Annotated in this window: 16 protein-coding genes; 12 read left to right on the top strand and 4 right to left on the bottom strand. The window is 55.9% G+C overall.

What is annotated here, in order from left to right:
• Nucleotides 1-152: 152 nt before the first annotated feature.
• The 8 genes from sufB (at nucleotide 153) to FKG94_RS02795 (ending at nucleotide 7,851) form a co-directional block, all read left to right on the top strand.
• Nucleotides 153-1,592, top strand: coding sequence for a Fe-S cluster assembly protein SufB (gene sufB, locus FKG94_RS02830; protein WP_142902686.1), 1,440 nt, complete (start codon nucleotides 153-155; stop codon nucleotides 1,590-1,592).
• A 27-nt stretch (nucleotides 1,593-1,619) separates the two neighbouring features.
• Entirely contained in the window at nucleotides 1,620-2,369 is a 750-nt protein-coding gene (sufC, locus tag FKG94_RS02825) for a Fe-S cluster assembly ATPase SufC (protein WP_142903034.1), read from the top strand.
• Nucleotides 2,369-3,676 carry a Fe-S cluster assembly protein SufD gene (sufD, locus tag FKG94_RS02820; RefSeq protein ID WP_142902685.1) on the top strand — a complete coding sequence of 436 codons (1,308 nt, stop codon included), beginning with the start codon at nucleotides 2,369-2,371 and terminating at the stop codon, nucleotides 3,674-3,676. Before sufC ends, sufD begins: the two co-directional genes overlap by 1 nt.
• Complete coding sequence (locus tag FKG94_RS02815; protein ID WP_142902684.1) at nucleotides 3,673-4,920, top strand: aminotransferase class V-fold PLP-dependent enzyme; 1,248 nt, start codon at nucleotides 3,673-3,675, stop codon at nucleotides 4,918-4,920. The genes sufD and FKG94_RS02815 overlap by 4 nt, the downstream gene beginning before the upstream one ends.
• 63 nt (nucleotides 4,921-4,983) lie before the next feature.
• Entirely contained in the window at nucleotides 4,984-5,340 is a 357-nt protein-coding gene (locus FKG94_RS02810; protein ID WP_142902683.1) for a HesB/IscA family protein, read from the top strand.
• 263 nt (nucleotides 5,341-5,603) lie between these two features.
• Nucleotides 5,604-6,140, top strand: a complete 537-nt coding sequence (sufT, locus tag FKG94_RS02805; RefSeq protein ID WP_142902682.1) for a putative Fe-S cluster assembly protein SufT — start codon at nucleotides 5,604-5,606, stop codon at nucleotides 6,138-6,140.
• Nucleotides 6,141-6,147: 7 nt separating this feature from the next.
• The gene (locus tag FKG94_RS02800; RefSeq protein ID WP_246124891.1) at nucleotides 6,148-6,597 is read left to right on the top strand and encodes a SufE family protein; all 450 of its coding nucleotides are present in this window, start codon (nucleotides 6,148-6,150) and stop codon (nucleotides 6,595-6,597) included.
• A 249-nt stretch (nucleotides 6,598-6,846) separates the two neighbouring features.
• A complete protein-coding gene (locus tag FKG94_RS02795) occupies nucleotides 6,847-7,851 on the top strand; it encodes a hypothetical protein (RefSeq protein WP_142902681.1) in 1,005 nt (334 codons plus the stop codon).
• 245 nt (nucleotides 7,852-8,096) lie between these two features.
• Here FKG94_RS02795 and FKG94_RS02790 read toward each other — a convergent pair whose 3' ends face one another.
• Nucleotides 8,097-8,816 carry a fimbrial biogenesis chaperone gene (locus FKG94_RS02790; protein WP_179957464.1) on the bottom strand — a complete coding sequence of 240 codons (720 nt, stop codon included), beginning with the start codon at nucleotides 8,814-8,816 and terminating at the stop codon, nucleotides 8,097-8,099.
• Nucleotides 8,817-8,917: 101 nt separating this feature from the next.
• The gene (locus tag FKG94_RS02785; RefSeq protein ID WP_142902679.1) at nucleotides 8,918-9,427 is read right to left on the bottom strand and encodes a hypothetical protein; all 510 of its coding nucleotides are present in this window, start codon (nucleotides 9,425-9,427) and stop codon (nucleotides 8,918-8,920) included.
• 267 nt (nucleotides 9,428-9,694) lie between these two features.
• On the opposite strand from FKG94_RS02785, the gene FKG94_RS02780 reads away from it, so the two are divergent.
• The 3 genes from FKG94_RS02780 to FKG94_RS02770 all read left to right on the top strand — a co-directional run bounded on the left by FKG94_RS02780 (nucleotide 9,695) and on the right by FKG94_RS02770 (nucleotide 14,029).
• Nucleotides 9,695-10,135, top strand: coding sequence for a hypothetical protein (locus FKG94_RS02780; protein ID WP_142902678.1), 441 nt, complete (start codon nucleotides 9,695-9,697; stop codon nucleotides 10,133-10,135).
• Between the two features lie 439 nt (nucleotides 10,136-10,574).
• The gene (locus tag FKG94_RS02775; protein ID WP_142902677.1) at nucleotides 10,575-11,105 is read left to right on the top strand and encodes a hypothetical protein; all 531 of its coding nucleotides are present in this window, start codon (nucleotides 10,575-10,577) and stop codon (nucleotides 11,103-11,105) included.
• A 134-nt stretch (nucleotides 11,106-11,239) separates the two neighbouring features.
• Nucleotides 11,240-14,029: a TcfC E-set like domain-containing protein gene (locus FKG94_RS02770; RefSeq protein ID WP_142902676.1), complete on the top strand. Its 2,790-nt coding sequence runs from the start codon at nucleotides 11,240-11,242 to the stop codon at nucleotides 14,027-14,029.
• Nucleotides 14,030-14,144: 115 nt separating this feature from the next.
• On the opposite strand, the gene FKG94_RS02765 is transcribed toward FKG94_RS02770, so the two are convergent.
• Nucleotides 14,145-14,330, bottom strand: coding sequence for a hypothetical protein (locus tag FKG94_RS02765; protein WP_142902675.1), 186 nt, complete (start codon nucleotides 14,328-14,330; stop codon nucleotides 14,145-14,147).
• 715 nt (nucleotides 14,331-15,045) lie between these two features.
• On the bottom strand, nucleotides 15,046-15,207 hold the full coding sequence (locus tag FKG94_RS28645; protein WP_179957463.1) for a hypothetical protein: 162 nt from the start codon (nucleotides 15,205-15,207) through the stop codon (nucleotides 15,046-15,048).
• 775 nt (nucleotides 15,208-15,982) lie between these two features.
• Between FKG94_RS28645 and FKG94_RS02760 the strand changes: the two genes are divergently transcribed.
• Nucleotides 15,983-19,330: a S8 family serine peptidase gene (locus FKG94_RS02760; protein ID WP_142902674.1), complete on the top strand. Its 3,348-nt coding sequence runs from the start codon at nucleotides 15,983-15,985 to the stop codon at nucleotides 19,328-19,330.
• The last annotated feature ends 13 nt before the right edge of the window (nucleotides 19,331-19,343 follow it).

The following is a 19,343-nucleotide window of genomic DNA, read 5'->3' as shown; positions in this document are numbered from 1 at the left end:
CAGTTCTGTAGGCTAGGCCGCGGCTTTTGATAACCCGATGTGAATGACTGTTTTTAGGGTTAAGTTTTAGGGTTAAGTTTCAAGCGCTGGATTCGAAAGTGCAGCGCCTGAAACCACCAGGTTCGCAATCTGTCCGGAGGCACAGCAACAGCATGGCACAGGAATCTTTGGATCATCTGATACGCACCGAGTACGCCGCCGGGTTTACCACCGATATTGAATCCGACACCCTGCCACCGGGGTTGGATGAAGAGGTTGTCGCCTTTATCTCCAGCAAGAAAAATGAGCCCGACTGGCTGCGCGCCTGGCGGCTCGAGGCCTACCGCGGTTGGCGGCAAATGACGGAGCCCGCATGGGCCCAGGTGGGTTACCCGCAGATCGATTTCGACGCCGTTTCATACTACTCCTCTCCCAAGGCCATGGCGGACCGACCCCAGAGCCTGGATGAGGTGGACCCGGAGCTGTTGGCCACCTACGAAAAGCTGGGTATTCCACTGCACGAGCAGGAGGCCCTGGCCGGAGTGGCGGTGGATGCGGTGTTCGACTCGGTATCCGTGGCTACCACGTTTCGCCACAAGCTGGCTGAGGCCGGCGTTATTTTTTGTCCCATCTCCGAGGCGGTGCAGACTCACCCGGAACTGGTACGCAAGTATCTCGGCAGCGTCGTTCCACCCCGCGATAACTTCTACGCCGCGCTCAACAGCGCAGTATTCAGCGATGGCTCCTTTGTCTATATCCCTAAAGGGGTGCGCTGCCCGATGGAGCTCTCCACCTATTTCCGTATCAATGAGGCCAAAACCGGTCAGTTCGAGCGCACCCTTATCATCGCCGACGAAGGCAGTTATGTAAGCTATCTGGAGGGATGCACCGCCCCCATGCGCGACGAGAACCAGTTGCATGCGGCGGTGGTTGAACTGGTGGCGCTGGATAATGCGCAGATCAAGTATTCGACGGTGCAGAACTGGTATCCGGGTGACGCCGAGGGGCGCGGCGGCATTTATAACTTCGTCACCAAGCGCGGTGTCGCCCACACCAATGCCCATATTTCCTGGACCCAGGTGGAAACCGGTTCTGCCGTCACCTGGAAATACCCGAGTGTTATCCTGCGCGGCGACAACAGTATCGGCGAATTCTACTCTGTGGCCCTGACCAATAATTTTCAGCAGGCCGATACCGGCACCAAGATGATTCATATCGGCAACAATACCCGCTCCACCATTATCTCCAAAGGTATCTCGGCCGGCCGCAGTTCCAATGCCTATCGCGGCCTGGTGCGGATGAGTCCGCGGTCCTCAGGCTCGCGCAACTATACCCAGTGCGATTCGCTGTTGATCGGCGATCGCTGCGCGGCGCATACGTTTCCCTATATCGAAAGCCGCAACCCTTCGGCGGTGGTCGAGCACGAAGCCACGACCTCCAAGGTCAGCGATGATCAACTGTACCTGTGCCAGCAGCGCGGTATCGATACCGAAAAAGCCGTATCGATGATCGTCAACGGCTTTTGCAAAGAGGTGTTCAAAGAACTGCCGATGGAATTTGCGGTAGAGGCCGGCAAACTGCTGGAAGTGAGCCTCGAAGGTTCAGTGGGATAAAAACAATCGCGTATGGAGTCTACTGTGATGTTGTCAATTGAAAACCTGCGGGCCACCGTTGCCGGCAAGGATATTCTCAACGGCTTGAGCTTACAGGTCAAAGCCGGCGAGGTACATGCGATCATGGGGCCCAACGGCTCCGGTAAAAGTACCCTGGGCCATGTTCTGGCAGGCCGCCCCGGTTATGAGGTTACGGCCGGCTCGGTTGCTTTCAACGGTGTGGATTTGCTCGCCATGGAAACCGAGGAGCGGGCCCGCGAGGGGTTGTTTTTGGCTTTTCAGTACCCGGTGGAAATACCCGGTGTCAGCAATATGGAATTTCTCAAGGCCGCCGTGGATGCGGTGCGGGCTCAGCGCGGCGAGCCGCCGGTTGACTCGGTGGCGTTCCTGAAACAGGCGCGGGCCGTCTGCGAGCAGGTGTCACTCGACCAGAGTTTTTTGCGCCGAGGCGTGAACGAAGGGTTTTCGGGCGGCGAAAAAAAGCGCAACGAACTGATGCAGATGCTGTTGCTGGAACCCCGTCTGGCAATCCTCGACGAAACCGATTCCGGCCTGGATATCGATGCGCTGCAAGTGGTGGCCGACGGCGTCAATCACCTGCGCGATCCCGAGCGTGCCATAGTGCTGGTGACGCACTATCAGCGACTGTTGAATCATATCGAGCCGGACTTCGTACATGTGTTGGCCGGTGGGCGCATCGTCAAATCCGGGGACAAGTCTCTGGCGCTGGAACTCGAGGCCAAGGGCTATGGCTGGCTCGAAGAGGAGGTGGCCTGATGCCGGACTATCTCGCACAGGTCCTGCAGCGCCACCCGCAAAATGCGCCGCCCTGGCTGGATGCCGTGCACCGGGAGGGACGGCGCAGTTGCCTGGCCCGCACCCTGCCGACGCCCAAAACCGAGAGCTGGAAGTACACCAGTCTGCGCGCACTCGAGCAGGATAACTATGCCGGCCTGCCGACCCCGGCGCAGGCGCCACTCGAAACCCACTATCATATTGACGGCTTCGACAGTTATACACTGGTTTTTGTCAACGGACACTTCAGCCCGGCGCTGTCGGGCAACGCCTTGCCGGAGGGTGTCGAGTTGGTGCGCTTCAGCGAAGCGGACGAGGCCCAGGCCCGGGCCATCCAGACCCGGCTTGGCGAGGTCGCCCAGCGCGAGCAATCGATATTTACCGCGCTCAACGAGAGCGGGTTGCAAGACGGTGTCTATCTTCGGGTAAAGCCCAATGTGCGGTTGGAGACCCCTATTCAAGTGGTCTGGCTGACGACGCCCCAGAGCGAGGCGTTTACCGTTTCGCAGCGATTATTGCTGGTGATGGAGTCCGGCAGCGAGGCCGAGTTGCTGGAATACTTCACCTCCGATACGACACAGCAGAACAGCTTCACCAATGGCATCACCGAACTGGTGCTGGGTGACAACGCCCGCCTGCAACACTATCGCCTGCACACGGAGCAGGAACAGGCGCTGCATATCGGCGGCGTGCACGCCAGTCTCGGGCGCGATGCCGATCTCAACAGCTTTCACCTGGCCACCGGCGGCGCTCTGAAACGGATCGACATCGTTGTCAATCACGCCGGTCCCGGGGCTCACTGCACGCTGCAGGGGGTTTATCTGCTGCGCAACAAACAACACGTTGATTACCATACCTGCATCGAGCACCGGGTGCCCCATTGCACCACGGATGAAGTGTTTCGCGGGATTGTTGGCGGTGCGGCGCGCGCCGTATTTAACGGGCGTATTCATATTCATCCCAATGCGCAAAAGACCCTGGCACAGCTGAGTAACAAGAACCTGCTGACCAGCGCCCAGGCAGAAGTCGATACCAAGCCGGAGCTGGAAATCTACGCCGACGATGTGCAGTGCGCCCACGGCGCTACGGTTGCGCAGCTGGACGAAACCTCGCTGCACTACCTGCGCACGCGCGGCCTGGCGCCGGAGCAGGCGCGGGTTATGCTCAGTTTCGGCTTTATCAACGAATTGCTTAACCGCATCGCCGATCCCGCTGTCGCGACGCATTTAAGACCCCTGTTGTCGGATTTTTTCGGTGACGGGAACCACCTGGCGGAGCCACCCGTATGAGCGCTTTGCAACAACCCCAACTGAACCGGTTTGATGCCGAGGCGGTGCGCCGGGATTTTCCGGCACTGGACCAGATCGTCAATGACAATGCCCTGGTGTATCTGGACAATGCGGCGACCACGCAGAAGCCAGACGCAGTTATCGATGCCGTCGGTGACTACTATCGCAACGACAATGCCAATGTGCACCGCGCCGCCCATGCCCTGAGTGGCCGGGCTACCGCCGCTTTTGAAGCCGCGCGCAGCAAGCTGGCCCGTTTTATCAACAGCGCCGGCACCGAAGAGTTGATCTGGACCCGCGGCACCACCGAGGCCATTAACCTGGTGGCCGGCAGTTGGGGGCGGGCCAATATCGCCGCCGGTGACAAGGTGCTCGTTACCGAGCTCGAACACCACTCCAATATTGTGCCCTGGCAATTGCTGGCACAGGAAAAAGGTGCACAGTTGGTCGTGCTGCCGGTTACCGACCGCGGCGAACTCGATCTCGATGCGCTGGAGACTCTGCTCGACGAGCGGGTCAAGCTGGTGGCCCTGTCCCACGCATCCAATGCGTTGGGCACGTTAAACCCGGTCGAAGCGGTGATTGCAAAAGCCCGCAGCGTCGGTGCCAAGGTGCTGGTCGATGGTGCCCAGGGTGCCGCCCATTGGCCGGTTGATGTACAGGCGCTCGGCTGCGATTTTTACGCCTTCTCCGGTCACAAGATGTTTGGCCCCACCGGCATTGGCGCGCTCTGGGGCCGCCGCGACCTTCTCGACGCGATGCCGCCTTACCAGGGCGGCGGTGAAATGATCGAAAGGGTCAGTTTCAGCGGTACCACATTTAACAGCCTGCCCTACAAATTCGAGGCGGGTACACCCAATATTGCCGGCGCCATTGGCCTCGGTGCGGCGGTCGACTATATCGAGAGCCTCGATCGGTCGGCGGCGGCGCAACACGAGGCGGCGCTGCTCGATTACGCCCTGCAACGCGCCGCTGATTGTGGCGGCCTGACGCGGGTTGGAGCACCGCAGCGGGCGGCGAGTATTTACAGCTTTCTGGTCGACGGCGCGCACCCGGGTGATGTGGGCATGTTGCTCGATCAACAGGGTGTTGCAGTACGTACCGGACACCACTGCGCGCAACCGCTGATGGAGCGGTTTGCCATACCCGGCACGGTGCGCGCTTCGTTTTCTTTTTACAATACCTTTGCCGATGTCGATCGGCTGTTTGCGGCGCTTGAAAAGGCCAGGCGCCTGTTGTTCTAACAGTTGTTGTAACAGTTGTTATAGCGTTAGTGTCATAAAGGTAATGTCATAAAGGTGATGCCGATGACTGTGGAAAAATTTGAAAATCGTGACCTGGTCACCGTGACCCCCGCCGCCGCCGCTTACTTCCGGCAGCAGCTCGATAAGGACGGCGGTCGCGTTGTGCGTATAGGTGTCAAGCAAAGCGGCTGCACCGGCTTTATGTACGTGCTCGACCAGGTGGATGCGGCGGCCGGTTCCGATATCGAGATCCCCCTGGACAACGGTGTGGTGGTTGCTGTCGATCCCGCTGCGATACCGGTATTGGGCGGCTCCAATATTGATTATGTACTTGAAGGCATCAATAAAGTCATTAAGATAGACAACCCCAATGCCACCAGCGCCTGCGGTTGCGGCGAGAGCTTTGCCATCAACGAGTAGAGTCGTGAATGGAGTAGAGTCGTGAATGGAGTAGAGTCGTGAATGACTGGAGTTGTAGACGGGTAAAGGCGCAGTGAAGGTCCGCAGGTTAATAGGGCAGCAGGCAAATAGAGTCTCAGGTGAAGATGCTAAGGTGAAGTGCCTCCGGTGAAGTGCCTCAGGTGAAAGTTTACCGGTACGGGTTCACCGGTGAAGAGCTACACAGGTTAAACGTCACACTTGAACAGTGTTACAAGTGAGCAGTATCAAAAGTGAGTAGTACCATGTCCGAACGACGACTCGTCAGTACAACGCGGGAGTGTCCCGGCCGGCTGGTGCCGGTGGGTGACCCCGTAACAGTGCCGGCCAATACCTTTGTCACGATTACCCAGTCGCTGGGCGGCAACTACACCGTGGTACACAACGGCAACATGGTCCGCATCGACGGAACCGATGCCGACGCCCTGGGTTTGGAGCCCACTCGCTTGTCATTTGTCGATCCCGGTGACGGCAAGATCAGTGAGGCGCAGGTGTGGGAGGCATTAAAGTCTGTCTACGACCCCGAGATACCGGTGGACCTGGTTAACCTGGGCCTGATTTATTCGATGACTATTGACCAGGCCAGCCAGGCCGTGACCATCACTATGACCCTCACTGCCCCCGGCTGCGGTATGGGGCCGGTACTGGTGGGGGATGTCGAGTATCGGGTTGCACAGGTGCCCAATGTCAAGCGGGTGGCGGTGGAGCTGGTGTTCGACCCGCCCTGGCAGCGGCATATGATGTCGGAAGAGGCCCAACTGGAAACCGGCATGGTATTCTAGTTCCGCTATGCATAAAGAAAACAGCACCACCGCTATGCCGTTCGGCACCGATATTACGTCACAGGATATTGTCGACAGCCTGCAGTTTTTCGGCAGTTGGGAAGAGCGGTATAAATACATCATCGACCTGGGCAAAGAATTGCCCGGCCTGCCCGATGTCAAAAAAACCGAAGACCGCCTGGTGCGGGGCTGCCAGAGCCAGGTATGGATCGACTACGTGTGTGAGGACGGGCGCCTGCAACTCAATGTCGATAGCGATGCGTTTATCGTCAAAGGGCTTCTCGGTGTCGTTATGGCTGCCTACAATAACAAATCGCCGGATGCCGTGCGCGACTTCGATATCGAAGGATACTTCGCGGAACTCAATCTCCTGTCGCATCTCAGTCCCACCCGGGGCAATGGTCTGCGCGCTATGGTCGAGCGGATCAAACGTATTGCACGTGAGTGCAAGGCATGACGGCACAGGTTAATGTCCGGCAGCGACAGATGCCGGAACTCATCGATTGACTGATTCGTTTTTTTTAACTTCCGTTTTGTTCTTAAAACCCCAGGACAGGTGGTTTTCCGTCATAACTTCAATATCGATACGTGCCGGTAATACTGTTTTTGAATGTCGGCCACGAGTGAGCAGATAATCCGCAATTTTCAGGTACAGTTTTAAGTAGTATAGTGGGGAAAAATATAATTCGGCGCGACAGACTCTACTATGTCCAACACCCTGCACAACAGTATGTATAGTTGCCAGGCCAATCCGCCGGGCCGGCGATTCCGGCTGTGCGCAGTCTTGCTCGGTGTATTGGTCAGTGCTCACAGTGCCGCCGAGGTCGAGTTGTCGGGGCTGGACGATATTGCCATTACAGCTTGGGCCGGAGCCACCGGGAACCTGGTGGGCTCCGATACTTTCTGCTCGCGGTCCTGCGCCCGTGGTTGTGAGCGCCGGGGGCATCGTCGCAATTACGACACCGCCGCCTACACCAATGGCGTAACTGACGGTGCAGGTAACTTCTATATCAGTAACGGCGCAGACAATCTGTTGGTCTATCTGGATTGGACGCACCCCACTGCGGGCACCACACGATTGACCAACTATAGTGTCACCAGGAGGCCCACTCCCCGGGTGCCGGGTGCCTACAGTTGCACCCAGGATCCCAATTCACAGACCTCTATCGCCGTTACCCTGCCCGCCGATCAGTTGGCTGGCGCCAGCGCCGGGGTCTATGCTGAAACTTTTCGACTGGACCTGTGTCGCCGCGTGCAGGGTGGACTCGAGTGCACCGCCGAGGTGAGCTTTTCGGTCAACCTGCCGGAACTTGTACAGGTGACAAACCTGAACGATGTGGATTTGGGAACCTGGAATGGTCAAGACGACTTGCAGGTTTCGGAAGAGTTCTGCGTGTTTCGCAATGGTAAAGGCGGGGTGGCGATTAGAACCAATGGCGGTAACGACACGGCGACGCAGTTCAATCTGAGTGGCCCGGGTACCATACCCTACACGGTCGAGTACAGCCAGGGCGGTGGTTTCTTCGCTGCCCAGCCTGGTGTCACTATCAGTGCAGCGGCTTCCGGCTTTGCCGGCGAAAGCGTCAGAGATTGCACAAATGTGGGGGGCACCAATACAACTGTGAGGATTTCTGTCTCCGCCGGGGATATTGGCACCAGTGCGCCGGGGAGTTACGACGATACCGTCACTATCTATGTTGAACCGGATTAGCCGAACAAATACTGACTGGCATCTGTGAGAGCAAGCTAAAATCAGCCAAACGGGTGAGACTTACCCCTGGTTAGTTTTGAAAATATGCTGGTATATAAGCATAGAATGCCGGTTCTTGAACCGACTGGTCCTCCGTCCACGTTGGTGGTTCAGGTGAGTTTGGAGTCGCTTACCCAGACCGGCATCCGCTATCGGCCGCCTTACGCCGGTGACCGACAATCGGTGCCTACAGTGTTTTGTTTTGGTTACGGCACAACTTGTTTTTCATTGCCCGCAACACTCTGTAGCGATAGCTCCAGAGGACTGTCGTAAGGCAGCTCTGCCTGGTAAGTATTGCCGGGATAGAGTCGGCGCGCGTTTAAATTGTGACACGCGTCGTTTTGCTCACCACCGGTCGGAGAAGCTGCGCACTGCTTTCCTTCGGTAACCATCACGTAAGAGTTGCCGGTATTGGTCAGCGTCAGCGTCTTACCCTGGCGCTGCGCCACCAGATTGTGCCTGGGGTTCTTGGGGGCCGCCAATACCAGCACCTGATAAGCCACCACCAGCCTCACTTTACTGCCGGCATCCTCCTGCAGCGGTGGCAGGATCGGGGTGAAGTTCACGCGATAGACTTTCTCTGCATTGAGTTGCTCATCGAGATTGACCATACGGACAATTTTCGATGACTTCGGGGGCACGATCAGCTTGGTCGGGGTGACCAGCAGCCTGATACTGTCGGGGTCGGTGACGCGGTCGCGGCTTTCGGCATCGGTGCCCGGGTTTTTGACGTCCAGTACATCCACCTGCACATAGAGCTGCTCGTCGGTGTCATTGATAACCCTGACATCCTGCCTCGGACTTTCTCCCGGCAGAAATTCGACAATCGATCTGTCCAGATACATGGCGTGGGAAACGGCCGGAGACAAACCCAGCAGCGCAACGAATATCCACAGTCGTCTGAGGTCGGTCGATCTCAACCGCATAGTTCCTCTCGATCTTTTACCGACCAACATTTGCATAGTGCACTCCCAAGCGTGTGAAGTTTTGTTGTTGAAATCTTATAGTTGTGCCATTGAAATATGGCTTATACGGACCCGACGGTGAGGACCAAAACGCCGTTATAAATGCCGTACTCCGCATTGCGCAGGTCCTCGGCATCGATAAAGATCTCGATGGCGCTATTATCCCGGCCGTCACAATCGACGCCGCTGTCTCTGATGGCATAGGGTCTTGAGCGCTGCTCGACCTGCAATTGGTCGGCGTTGGTCTGCTGGATATCTTCGTAGAAGAAAACCTGATAAGGAATCGAGTTACCGGCCCCGTCGCCGACAGTGAAACTACTGCCCGCCTCACTGTCGGTAGTAATGGTGTAGGTGCTGTTTCGGGGGCCGCGGATACACAGCCCCTCGCGATGCCTGATCGGGCTCTCAAAGTCGGTAACCCGGAGGACGATATCATCGAGCCGTGAGATCTGGTAAAACGGCTCCAGGTTGAGACGTATCACGATTTGCCCGACTGAGGTCAACCCGGTTTCACCCTGAATGGCCGCACCGCCGGTGGACGCCAAAAAACACAGGAGCAGGCCCGCAAGCATGGCCTTTCCAAGCTTTCCCCTTTGCTGTCTCTTATCCAAGGATCTGCCCCCTAAAAAACGGTACGGCTAACATAAAGAAGGTATCTCTAACATAAAGACAGTATCTCTAACATATTCAGCATTTCAGCACAACCCATATGCCGGTAACGGTAGTCTCAAAGGCCTATATTATGTGGGTTAGAGAGGGGAGACTGTCAAGATAAGCGCATTATTTTGCTGCTTCCCGAGGTGGGATAATTGTGCCGCTGTGTAGTTTCCGAAAGGTTGGTGGCAGCCGATGGCTTGGTTGACGGCACGGGTTTTGACGGCGGCAACCCGCTGCTTTGCATCGTGGGAGAACAGCAGTTGGTAGTGCGGGACACCGCGTTGGCGAAAACAAAACTCCGCTTCATTCAGACTTCGGTGATGGTCGAAGGTGAAATGGGGCTGGGGAGCGGATTGTTTCGGAGATTGCAGTTTGACGACGCGGGGTATCACCAGTCGCAGATTGATGCGTGCACTGACCTGCGCCTGGTTTTTAACAGAACGGTTATCAATACTGCCGGCGCCATAACTTTTATCACTGAAAACATTCGTGAAGGTAAAGCACAAGCCGGCGAGAATACCGAGCCAGGTGCGCGTGTTATCACCGCCAAAAGCCATGTAATTGTAAGTCTCGTTGCACTTCTATCGACTCAAAAAAACCGTCTCATCAACAAGTTATGGTAGCGAGATCAGTTTGCATGAGCGAACGTCAGGACTTTGACGTTTTTAAAAAGGCGGATGAGTGGTCGTAAAAAGCTGACGTAAAGTTGACTATTTTATTGAGATTCAATACCCGGTTATATATAGTGTGTCTAACGCGGTTGTCGTTTAAAACCATTGAGATATAAGAAGACAATACTTGGTTTTATTTGGTAATAAGCGCGATCTACAGGCAGCTGTAATTATTCTAAGAAAATCAGCAGACTGTTAGATTAAGTAGTTATAAAGGTCGGTTTAAAGGATTTCCAAAGGGTGATTTTCAGAAATAGCGGTTTAAAAGCTGAATGCGAAACAGTAAGGAAACTTTTTCAAAAACCATAAGCGGTGAATAAAAAACCATAGAAATCGTAAACACGGGAGAGTGACTCTCCACTCACCCGGATCAACCACGGAAATTTGAGTTATGAACAAGCTGATAAAATCTCTCTATGCTACAGCCTTGGTATGTGGCGCTTTACCGGCCCTGGCTGCCAATGACGGCACGCTCGGAACCTCTTCCAGCGGTGACTTCGTTGTCGACTTAGTCGTTCCCGACCTGATTCGCATCTCCAGTTTGGATGATCAAACCCTTTCCTATACCCCGGGTTCAGGTGCGACGGTAACGGAGAACTTTTGCGTTTATACCAATGCCGCGGCAGGCACCTACAATGTCACCGCCACCTCCACTGCAGACACCAATAATGGCGATACCGGTGCATTTCTACTCGACAGCGGCACCGCTACCATGACCTACTCTGTCAGCTACGACGGCGTAACCCTGAGTGAAGGTGTCAACAACAATGACGGCGGGGGTTTTGCCGCAAATACGACGGCTATCGATTGCGGCGGCACTGAGCCCACCGAGGTGATCATCTCAGTGGCACAAAGCGAGATCGACAGCGCCGCTCCCAATACCTACAGCGACACCTTAACTTTCCTGGTCGCGCCCAATTAGGTTTTATAAGTTGTCTGGCGGTAGGCCACGAAAGCCGGCATTGGATGTCGGCTTTTTTAGTGCGCCCGGCCGGTATAGACATTTATCTGCTCAAGCGTTAAGACCTATGATAAAAGCGCGGGTAAGTTCGGCTAGTGTTAGCAATCGTTGTTTTGACAGTGTTGTGGGAAGGACTGGGATATCAGTTGGGGCAGGGCGACGGGTTATTTCCGGCGGCTCTCGACCCGGTTGACGGTATTGTTCAGTCAACAGAGGCAGTTCCTGTTGGTCCTGGTGTCTGGTCAGGTTTCCCCCATAAAGACACGCCGCAGGCGTCGACCTCGACGCCCGCTGGTGGTCCGCGCCAACTCGTGGCGGCGGGTATCGCTGAGCTGAACAGTGCTGAGCCGAAATCATTCGGCTCGGGCGTGTCCGAGTCGCGGCTTTTCGAAGTGACAACATTAAAATCTACGGCGTTTGAACCTACAGCGATTACGCCCACGACACTTAGGTCCACAGCACCTAAACCGACAGCGCTGACAGCGATAGCGGTTGAATCCAAAACCTCAAAGCTTGAGGCTCCTGCACCGCTAACCCCGAAATTGCAGACTAAGGCGAAAGCCCCGGCAGTGCCGCCGGGGTTTGAGTTTTTGCTGGAGCCCCAGACCACCCTGGTGGATGTTTACTACGGCGGACAGTTTCTGGTCTCCACTCTGGCCACCTACACGCCGGGTGAAATCACCTTCAGTAACCCCGAGGAGGTGGTGGCCAGGATTCCCAACCTGCTCAGTCGAAGCCGTACTCTGGAAGTCCTTTCCCAGGGGCTTGCCAGTAATGAAAGTCTGCTTTGCCGGGCCAGCCGGACTGCCGACTGCGGGAAGCTGCCAAGCCTGGTGACCGGTGTGATCTTTGACGAATCCGGTTATCGGGTCGACCTGTTTGTCTCGCCCGAGGAACTCAGCGTGCAACAGTTGACCGTACCGAAGTTTCTACCGGCGTCAGACGCCGGCCTCTCTTTTATCCACGGAATTTCGGCGGCCTACTCCGGTACCCGGAGTCAGGACGAGGACTACAGCATCAACGGCAGCACCTTGATTGCGTTGGGTGAATCGCGGCTGAGGATGTTCAGCAATCTATCAAAGCGGGATGATCTGGTGTTTGACCTCGTGGCGCTGGAGAACGACTTTGAAGGAAAGTCCCGCCAGATCGGGCTCCTGCAAACCAACAACCAGGACTCTGAATTTCTTCCACCCCTGCAGATTGCGGGTATCAGGCTTGCCAGCACACTCGATACCCGCAATGACCTGGACTTTTCCGAGGGCACACCGCTGGCGATTTTCCTGACTAACCGCAGCCGGGTTGAGCTGTTGCGGGACGGCAGGCTGATCAGCGCCGATGTCTATCCCGCCGGCAACCAGGTGTTGGACACCAGCCTGTTGCCCAGCGGTGCCTACGATATCACCATCAGGGTGCTTGAGGGGGCGACCCTGGTCTTTGAAGAAATCCGTTTTTATCGCAAAACCAATCAGATTCCCCCGACCGACCAAAGCGTGTATTTCCTCGAAGCAGGGCGGTTGATGGCTGACGAGGCGGATAACACGTTTCCGGATAGCAGGGACAACTGGCTGGTCAGAGGCAGCTACTCAACCCGGGTTGCCGACAGCCTCGGTGTCCAGGGTGGCGGGGCCGTTACCGATACCGATGCTCTGGTGGAAGCGGGGGTGTTTTTCCTGGGCAGACATTTAAATGCAACGCTGTCTGCGGCGCAAACCTCCCGGGGGGATTCGGGTTATTTTGTATCGACAAATGCAAGGATCGGCGATCTCTTTATTAACGGTAACTTTCGCGAGCTGGATGTCGAGACGCGCGGCCCGCTGTCCCCAGATGATGAACTGTTGCTCGGTGAAGAGGCCAGCGCCCAGGCCAACCTGCGGCTGACCTATCCGCTGGGTAAGGGGCGCATAGACTTTGAGCACCGTTTAAACGAGCGCAATGGCGACCGCCTTGCTTCCAACACGCTAAGTCTCAATCTACCGACGCTGCGATTTTCCGATACCGCTCACCTGCTTACCGATTTTTCCGTCACTGAGCAAGAAGGTGACTGGCAGGCGTTGATCCGCGTTTCGATCAATTTTAGCTCTGACCATTGGCAGTACCGGGCTTCCCAATCCCGGTTTGAGGAGAAAAACGGCAATGCGGATGACATATCGCAGGTAAGCGTGAACTGGAACGACAGAGAGCTGTTGACCAGTAACCTCGACGTCGGTCTGATTGCGCAGAATGACAATGGCGCGCAGTCTGTAGACGCGGATATGAGATGGGAGTCGTCCCGCGCGCAAATCAGGGCCTCGCTCAATCAGCGAACCCTTGACGGGGACACTGAGACCGGTTACAGCGGCGTGTTGACCACCTCGCTGATCGGCGATACCGAGGGGCTGGCCATGGGAGGGCGGGAGATAAATCAGAGTGCTGTCATTATTGAAATGGATTCGGAGAAATACGACGGGCATTTTGATGTGCTGGTGGACGACGCGGTTCGCAGTTATACCAAGCCTGGCAGGATTTCCGTGGTCAATCTAAGGCCGTTTGAAACCTATCGGGTAAAAGTGAAAGACACCGGCGAGCAATTCCTGGCCTATGAACAGAAAGAAGAGGAGATCACTCTGTATCCCGGCAATGTCAAGCGAATCAAATGGACTGTTGCCAGGATCGATGTGGTCTTTGGGCGAATTGTCACTGACTCCGGAGCGCCGCTGGCGAATGCCTTGATTGAAGGGGTTGAGGGGCTGGCGGTGACGGATGAATTTGGGCTGTTTCAGGCCGAGCTCAAGCAGGGTGTAAAACAGCTTGAGGTGAGAACCCGAACGGATCAATGTCGTGTTGCGGTGCCCGATTATCAACCGCAGCGCCAGATCGGGCGACTGGGGACTCTGGTGTGTCGATAGCGGGCTGGAACTTGTTTGCCGGTCGCGTTGTTGCTCTGTTTTACCTTTAAAGACCGGGTCAAATTTTTGTCGACAACCTGTAAATATATACGCCTTAATATAATTTTTTTGCGTATTAGTTCGGTTGTCTGGCGAGATCTGCAGCAGTGAAAAAGGACAAACCGTAGACTTCTCTCAGCATCCGTACGATTGAAATTTCTTCCATGCCTCTTTCGGCCGCAGCATCCACAGCTTCTTTTGCGGAGGTGCCTTTGTCTTTCAGGTCTTTGAAAAAGTCGTAGTTGGTTTGGTTATCCGGCATATTTTAAGCGCTCTTTACCCGGTTGTATAAAACCAGACGTTTTGTAACTGCTACTGTCTCGCAAATGCTGTTGGGCAATCGAGCTTACCAGTGTGAGTACCATCCCGTGCTGGAGTGTAAAGTGTTTAAAACACGGCTCTGTATTTACTTTCTGCCAGGATGCTACATAGATTGGGCGTCTCGAGTCCACAACGGAATCAAAATATATTTGAAATATATTTTCTTGATTGAAATGTGTCTAAGCGTTTCCTCTCTCTTATGCTGGTAGCTGAAACAGATTGGATAAAACCGGTGGTTGTGAATGTTTCGTTTTTAGATTGCCTGTTTATTCATTGTCATACCCTATAACTGGAGCGGTTTGATTTGAGAGCGGGCAGGGGTGTAGTGCTTGCTTTCTGGCCAGCGCGCCTTTGCTTAACAAAAAACGTAATCTGTTTCCTACTGTTTACACGCTGTGTGGTGTTAACCACTGAATGTGCGGAGTAAATATCTCATTCCTCGTACCCGTGTGTACCCGAAGGCGTGAGACAGGCGGCGAGTTTGCCAAGTGGGGCAAACTGTCTGGCGCGGCTCTTGGTGACTTCCTGGGAGCTGGTCGCTAGTCAAGGATGATAACGTGTCACGAATACATTGCTGCGCTAAGCCCGATCAGTTCGCCCGCCAGCCACAGAAAACGGCCACAGCAGTAAAGCAAAAATGTCTCGATTAACTTTTTCTAAAAATTTTCTTGTGCTGTTTTGCTGTTAATTTTTTTTGTTTGTAAATCTGTTTTTTTACGTGGAACTTTTACCTGCAAGGAAAGGGCGTTTGCCATGAGTGCGTGTATCCGGCCCGGCGCACGTGCTGTTGTTGATGATGACGTTGGTGAGCTTTTCATTCGTCTGGCTTGGTGTCTGCTCCTTGAATCCTGTGTTGTAATGTGGCAACGCTTCGACACACGCGCAACCCTCGGGTTTGCAGGCGTTGCAGGGTGGAAACAACAGCCGGGCACTTTTGTCACGTTACAACAAATGTGAATCAGAGAAAAATTTCTTATGGTGGAAAAATATAAAGAATATATAGTGGCGCGACATGTGGTTTCTTGTCGTTTAAGAATAAAAATGCGTTTCAACCCTCGGTTTTACCACTGGATATCAGCAGTATAAGGCTGTCAGGCGCTGGATTTGCGCGATTCATAGATGCCCTCGCTATGGTAGGAATGAAGTGTATGCCGCCGGTGCGCGATCTTAACGAACAGCGCCTTGAGGTGTTACCCCTGCCATACGTCTATCTATTCGAACCAAGCATATGCGTGTTTTCATTAGCGCATAAAAAAATGGGTGTGACGAAAAATACTGTGGCTCAGTTGCCTGTTGGTGTGTTGCCGTAACGGCTGTCAAGACCAGCTTTATCCATTTATAAGCAGCAAGTGGATGATGAATGACAAGTTAATAATAAGCAGGAAGCGAGGCTATGACGCGCCTTCCCGCATCGACTATAAAAACAAATGTTTCACGCAATGTGATTTGCTCTGCGAGTGGCGCCGGGGCTTGAGCCCGGTGGCGCCTGTTGTCACTCGCAAGCGCTCTCCAATTGTTTTTGCACCGTTGCAAGACACCCTGCGCTTCGTCGCGCCTGCCCGTCCAATAAAATAAAGCACGGAGTTCATTCCTATGAAAGTTATGAATGGCTTGTACAGACAGCGGTTTCGGCTGCTGTGGGTGGTAGCATTGCTGGGGTTGGCGTCGGCCGCACCCGGCGCAGACCGGATGGCGGGGCGCAGTGGTCTCGACGACACGCGTCCCGAACTCAGAAACTTAAAACTGGACGCCCCGCTCAGCAGCCAGGGCGTACAACCGGCCCAGGCGCTGCCGGCGCGCAATGCTGTGCCGGCGGCACTCGACGCTGCGTTGATTGGCGCCACCGGCAGACAGCGCGTCATTGTGCGGCTGAAAAGTTCAGCGACCTCGGCTCTGCCGGCAAGCTTCGCCGCGACCCGTCGCGATCACAAGTATGCCATTGAAGCCGAACAGGATGCTTTCGTCGGTCGTTGTATGGCCAGCGAACCCTCCATTCGCGTACTCGGGCGCGTCCAGCATGTTCTGAATGCCGTGTTTCTGGACGTGCCGGCTGCGGCCCTGGCAGAGATTGCCTCCGATCCCTTTGTGGAACGGGTCGGACCGGTGGGTGACTATAAGATGGACCTGTCTGAGACAGTGCCCTATATTGGCGCGGCGGCCGTGCAGGCAGCCGGTCTCGACGGCAGCGGTATCAGTGTGGCGGTGCTCGATAGCGGCGTCGATTACACCCATGCCGACCTGGGCGGCTCAGGCGACCCCGCCGACTACGCCAATAACGACGGCACCATTATCGAGCCGGGCACGTTTCCGACGGCCAAGGTCGTTGGCGGTTTCGACTTCCTGGGCAACGAGTGGCCGCTGGGCCCCAACGGCAACGACGATCCGCCCAAGCCCGATCCCGATCCCATCGATGACCTGGCGCTGGTGCCAGGTGCTTTTGCCGGCCACGGCACCCATGTGGCGGATATTATCGCCGGTGTCAATGGCGTCGCGCCGGGTGCCGATATCTATGCGGTCAAGGTCTGCGCATCGCTGGCCTCTGCCTGTAACGGCATCTCGCTGATCCTGGGAATGGAGTTTTCGGTGGACCCCAACGGCGATGGCGATACCGACGACCGGGTGGATATCATCAATATGTCGCTGGGTGCGAACTACGGCCAGCCGTTTGACGACGACCTTTCCACGGCCGTGGACAATGCTTCGGCGCTCGGTGTGCTGACGGTGTCTTCAGCCGGCAACTGCGGTGATCTGCCTTACTGCACAGGTACGCCTTCATCGGCACCTACCGCACTGGCTGTGGCCCAGACTCAGGTGCCCTCAGCCAAGGCGTTTGCAATGAATGTGGTGGAACCGGAAGCGGCTGCGGGGCTTTACGACGCGGTGAAGTATCCCTGGACGCCGGACCCGGTCAGCCTGATTTCCTCCACCGTACAATACGGTGATCTCGATGGCAGCAACCTCAATGGCTGCGCCCCGTTCGCAGGTGATCTCAGCGGGTTGATCGTGGCGGTGGACCGCGGCGCCTGTAACTTCAGTGACAAGATTCGCAATATTGAAATTGCCGGCGGCGTTGCGGGTATTGTGATGCTGATTACGCCTGAAGCGCCCTTTCCCGGTGGGTTCGGTGGCGGACCGGCCATCAATATCCCCGGTTTCAATATCAGCCAGGCCGATGGCGATATCCTGCGCGCCGGCGATGCCGTGGTGCAGTTCGGGCCGGAGTTCAGTTCGCCTTTGGTGGGAATCACAGTGAGCAGCACCGCGCGCGGACCGGATATGTCGTTTAATGCCATCAAGCCGGGGATCGGTGCACCCGGCGCCTCTATTTCTGCCGAGGTCGCCACCGGTACCGTGCGCACACCGTTCGGTGGTACTTCCGGTGCCAGTCCCATGGTGGCTGGCGCTGCGGCACTGCTGCAACAAGCATGTCGCTCCCGGGGTTACGATGACGATGATGACGACGACGATGACGACGATAGTAGAAGCGGTTGTTCGCCACTGGAGCTGAAGGCGTTGCTGATGAATAACGGTTTCCGCGATATCATCAGCGATACCACCGGTGAACTGACTGAAATCACCCGCATCGGCGGGGGTGAAGTGCGAGCTGATGCGTCGGCAGCGGCCACCTTCCTGGCTTTCTCCCCTGATGACAATCAGCCGTCGTTGAGCCTTGGCTTTGCCGATGTCGACAAGCCGATGATCATCCGCCGTACGGTGAAGGTGCAGAACCTGTCCGATAAGCGCAAGAAAATCACGGTGACGCCGACCTTCCGGTTTGCCGACGATGAAGCTTCGCGCGCGGTGCGTGTCTACCCGAAAAAGCGTCGCATCAGTGTCTCCGGACATAGCTCGAGACGCTTCACCATGCTGTTCTGGGTCGATCCCCGCAAGCTCAGCGGCAACGCCATGAACTCCGGCAGCGACGGCAACAACCCCGCCGCCCTGACCGCTTCCGAGTTCGACGGTTATCTGCTGCTCAAGGAAAGGGGTGGCGAAGAAGTGGCTCTGCCCTGGCACATCCTGCCGCGCCAGGCTGCCCGGGTCGTGCCCGATCGCCGCACCCTGGTGACCGGTGGCACCGATTCCATTGGCCTGGTCAACAAGGGTGCCGGTATTGCGCAAAACGATGCCTATGCCATTGTCGGTCTTAGCGATGAAATGCCCCGTGGCGGGCGAGGTCTGATGTCGCCGATGCCGGACTTGCGCGCTGTCGGCGTCTCCACCCTGCCGGTGGACAGCGGCTTCTGCACCTCGGAATTCCTGTGGGCATTCGCTATCAATACCTGGGATCGACAAACCCATTTAGTGCCGGTGAGTCATCAGATAGCGTTTGATATCGATCGGGACGGCACTGATGACTACCTGCTGCTGAATCGGGATGTCACTTTCGACAATGTTACCGACGGTCGCCAGTTGACCTGGGTGGTCGATCTCAGCACCGGTGATGCCAATGCCTTCTTCTTTGCCGAACACGCGACCAACACCGGTAACACGGTACTGCTGGCTTGCGGTGAACATCTCGGTTTGAGTGCTGCCGATGCCCTGGTTACCAATGTCGATATCGATGTTGTGACGCAGGACTTCTACTACGGCGGTCCGGGCGATGCCATCAGCGATATTACCATTGCGCCGTTTGGTGAGCGTTTTCTCGGCATACCCAGCGGCGACCTGGCGGCCCGCGCTTCCGGGACTTTGAGCGTGACTGATTTCGGTGACTTTCCCGGCAGTTCACCGCAAAGTGGCGTGATGCTGTTGACCAACGGCGATCGTGGTGCCGGTGCTCATGGCGGTGCTACTGAAGCGACCGAGGCGCTGCTGTTCCTGGCACCGGATGTCGACCCACCTGCGCCTCTGCCCAAGGCCAAGGACGATGATGAGGACGACGATGACGATGATGACGATGATGATGACGATGACGATGACGATAGGGACGATGATTGACCGTCGTTAATCT

Source organism: Exilibacterium tricleocarpae (genome assembly GCF_007004655.1).
GTDB lineage: Bacteria > Pseudomonadota > Gammaproteobacteria > Pseudomonadales > Cellvibrionaceae > Exilibacterium > Exilibacterium tricleocarpae.
This window is presented reverse-complemented; position numbering and strand designations above follow the sequence as displayed.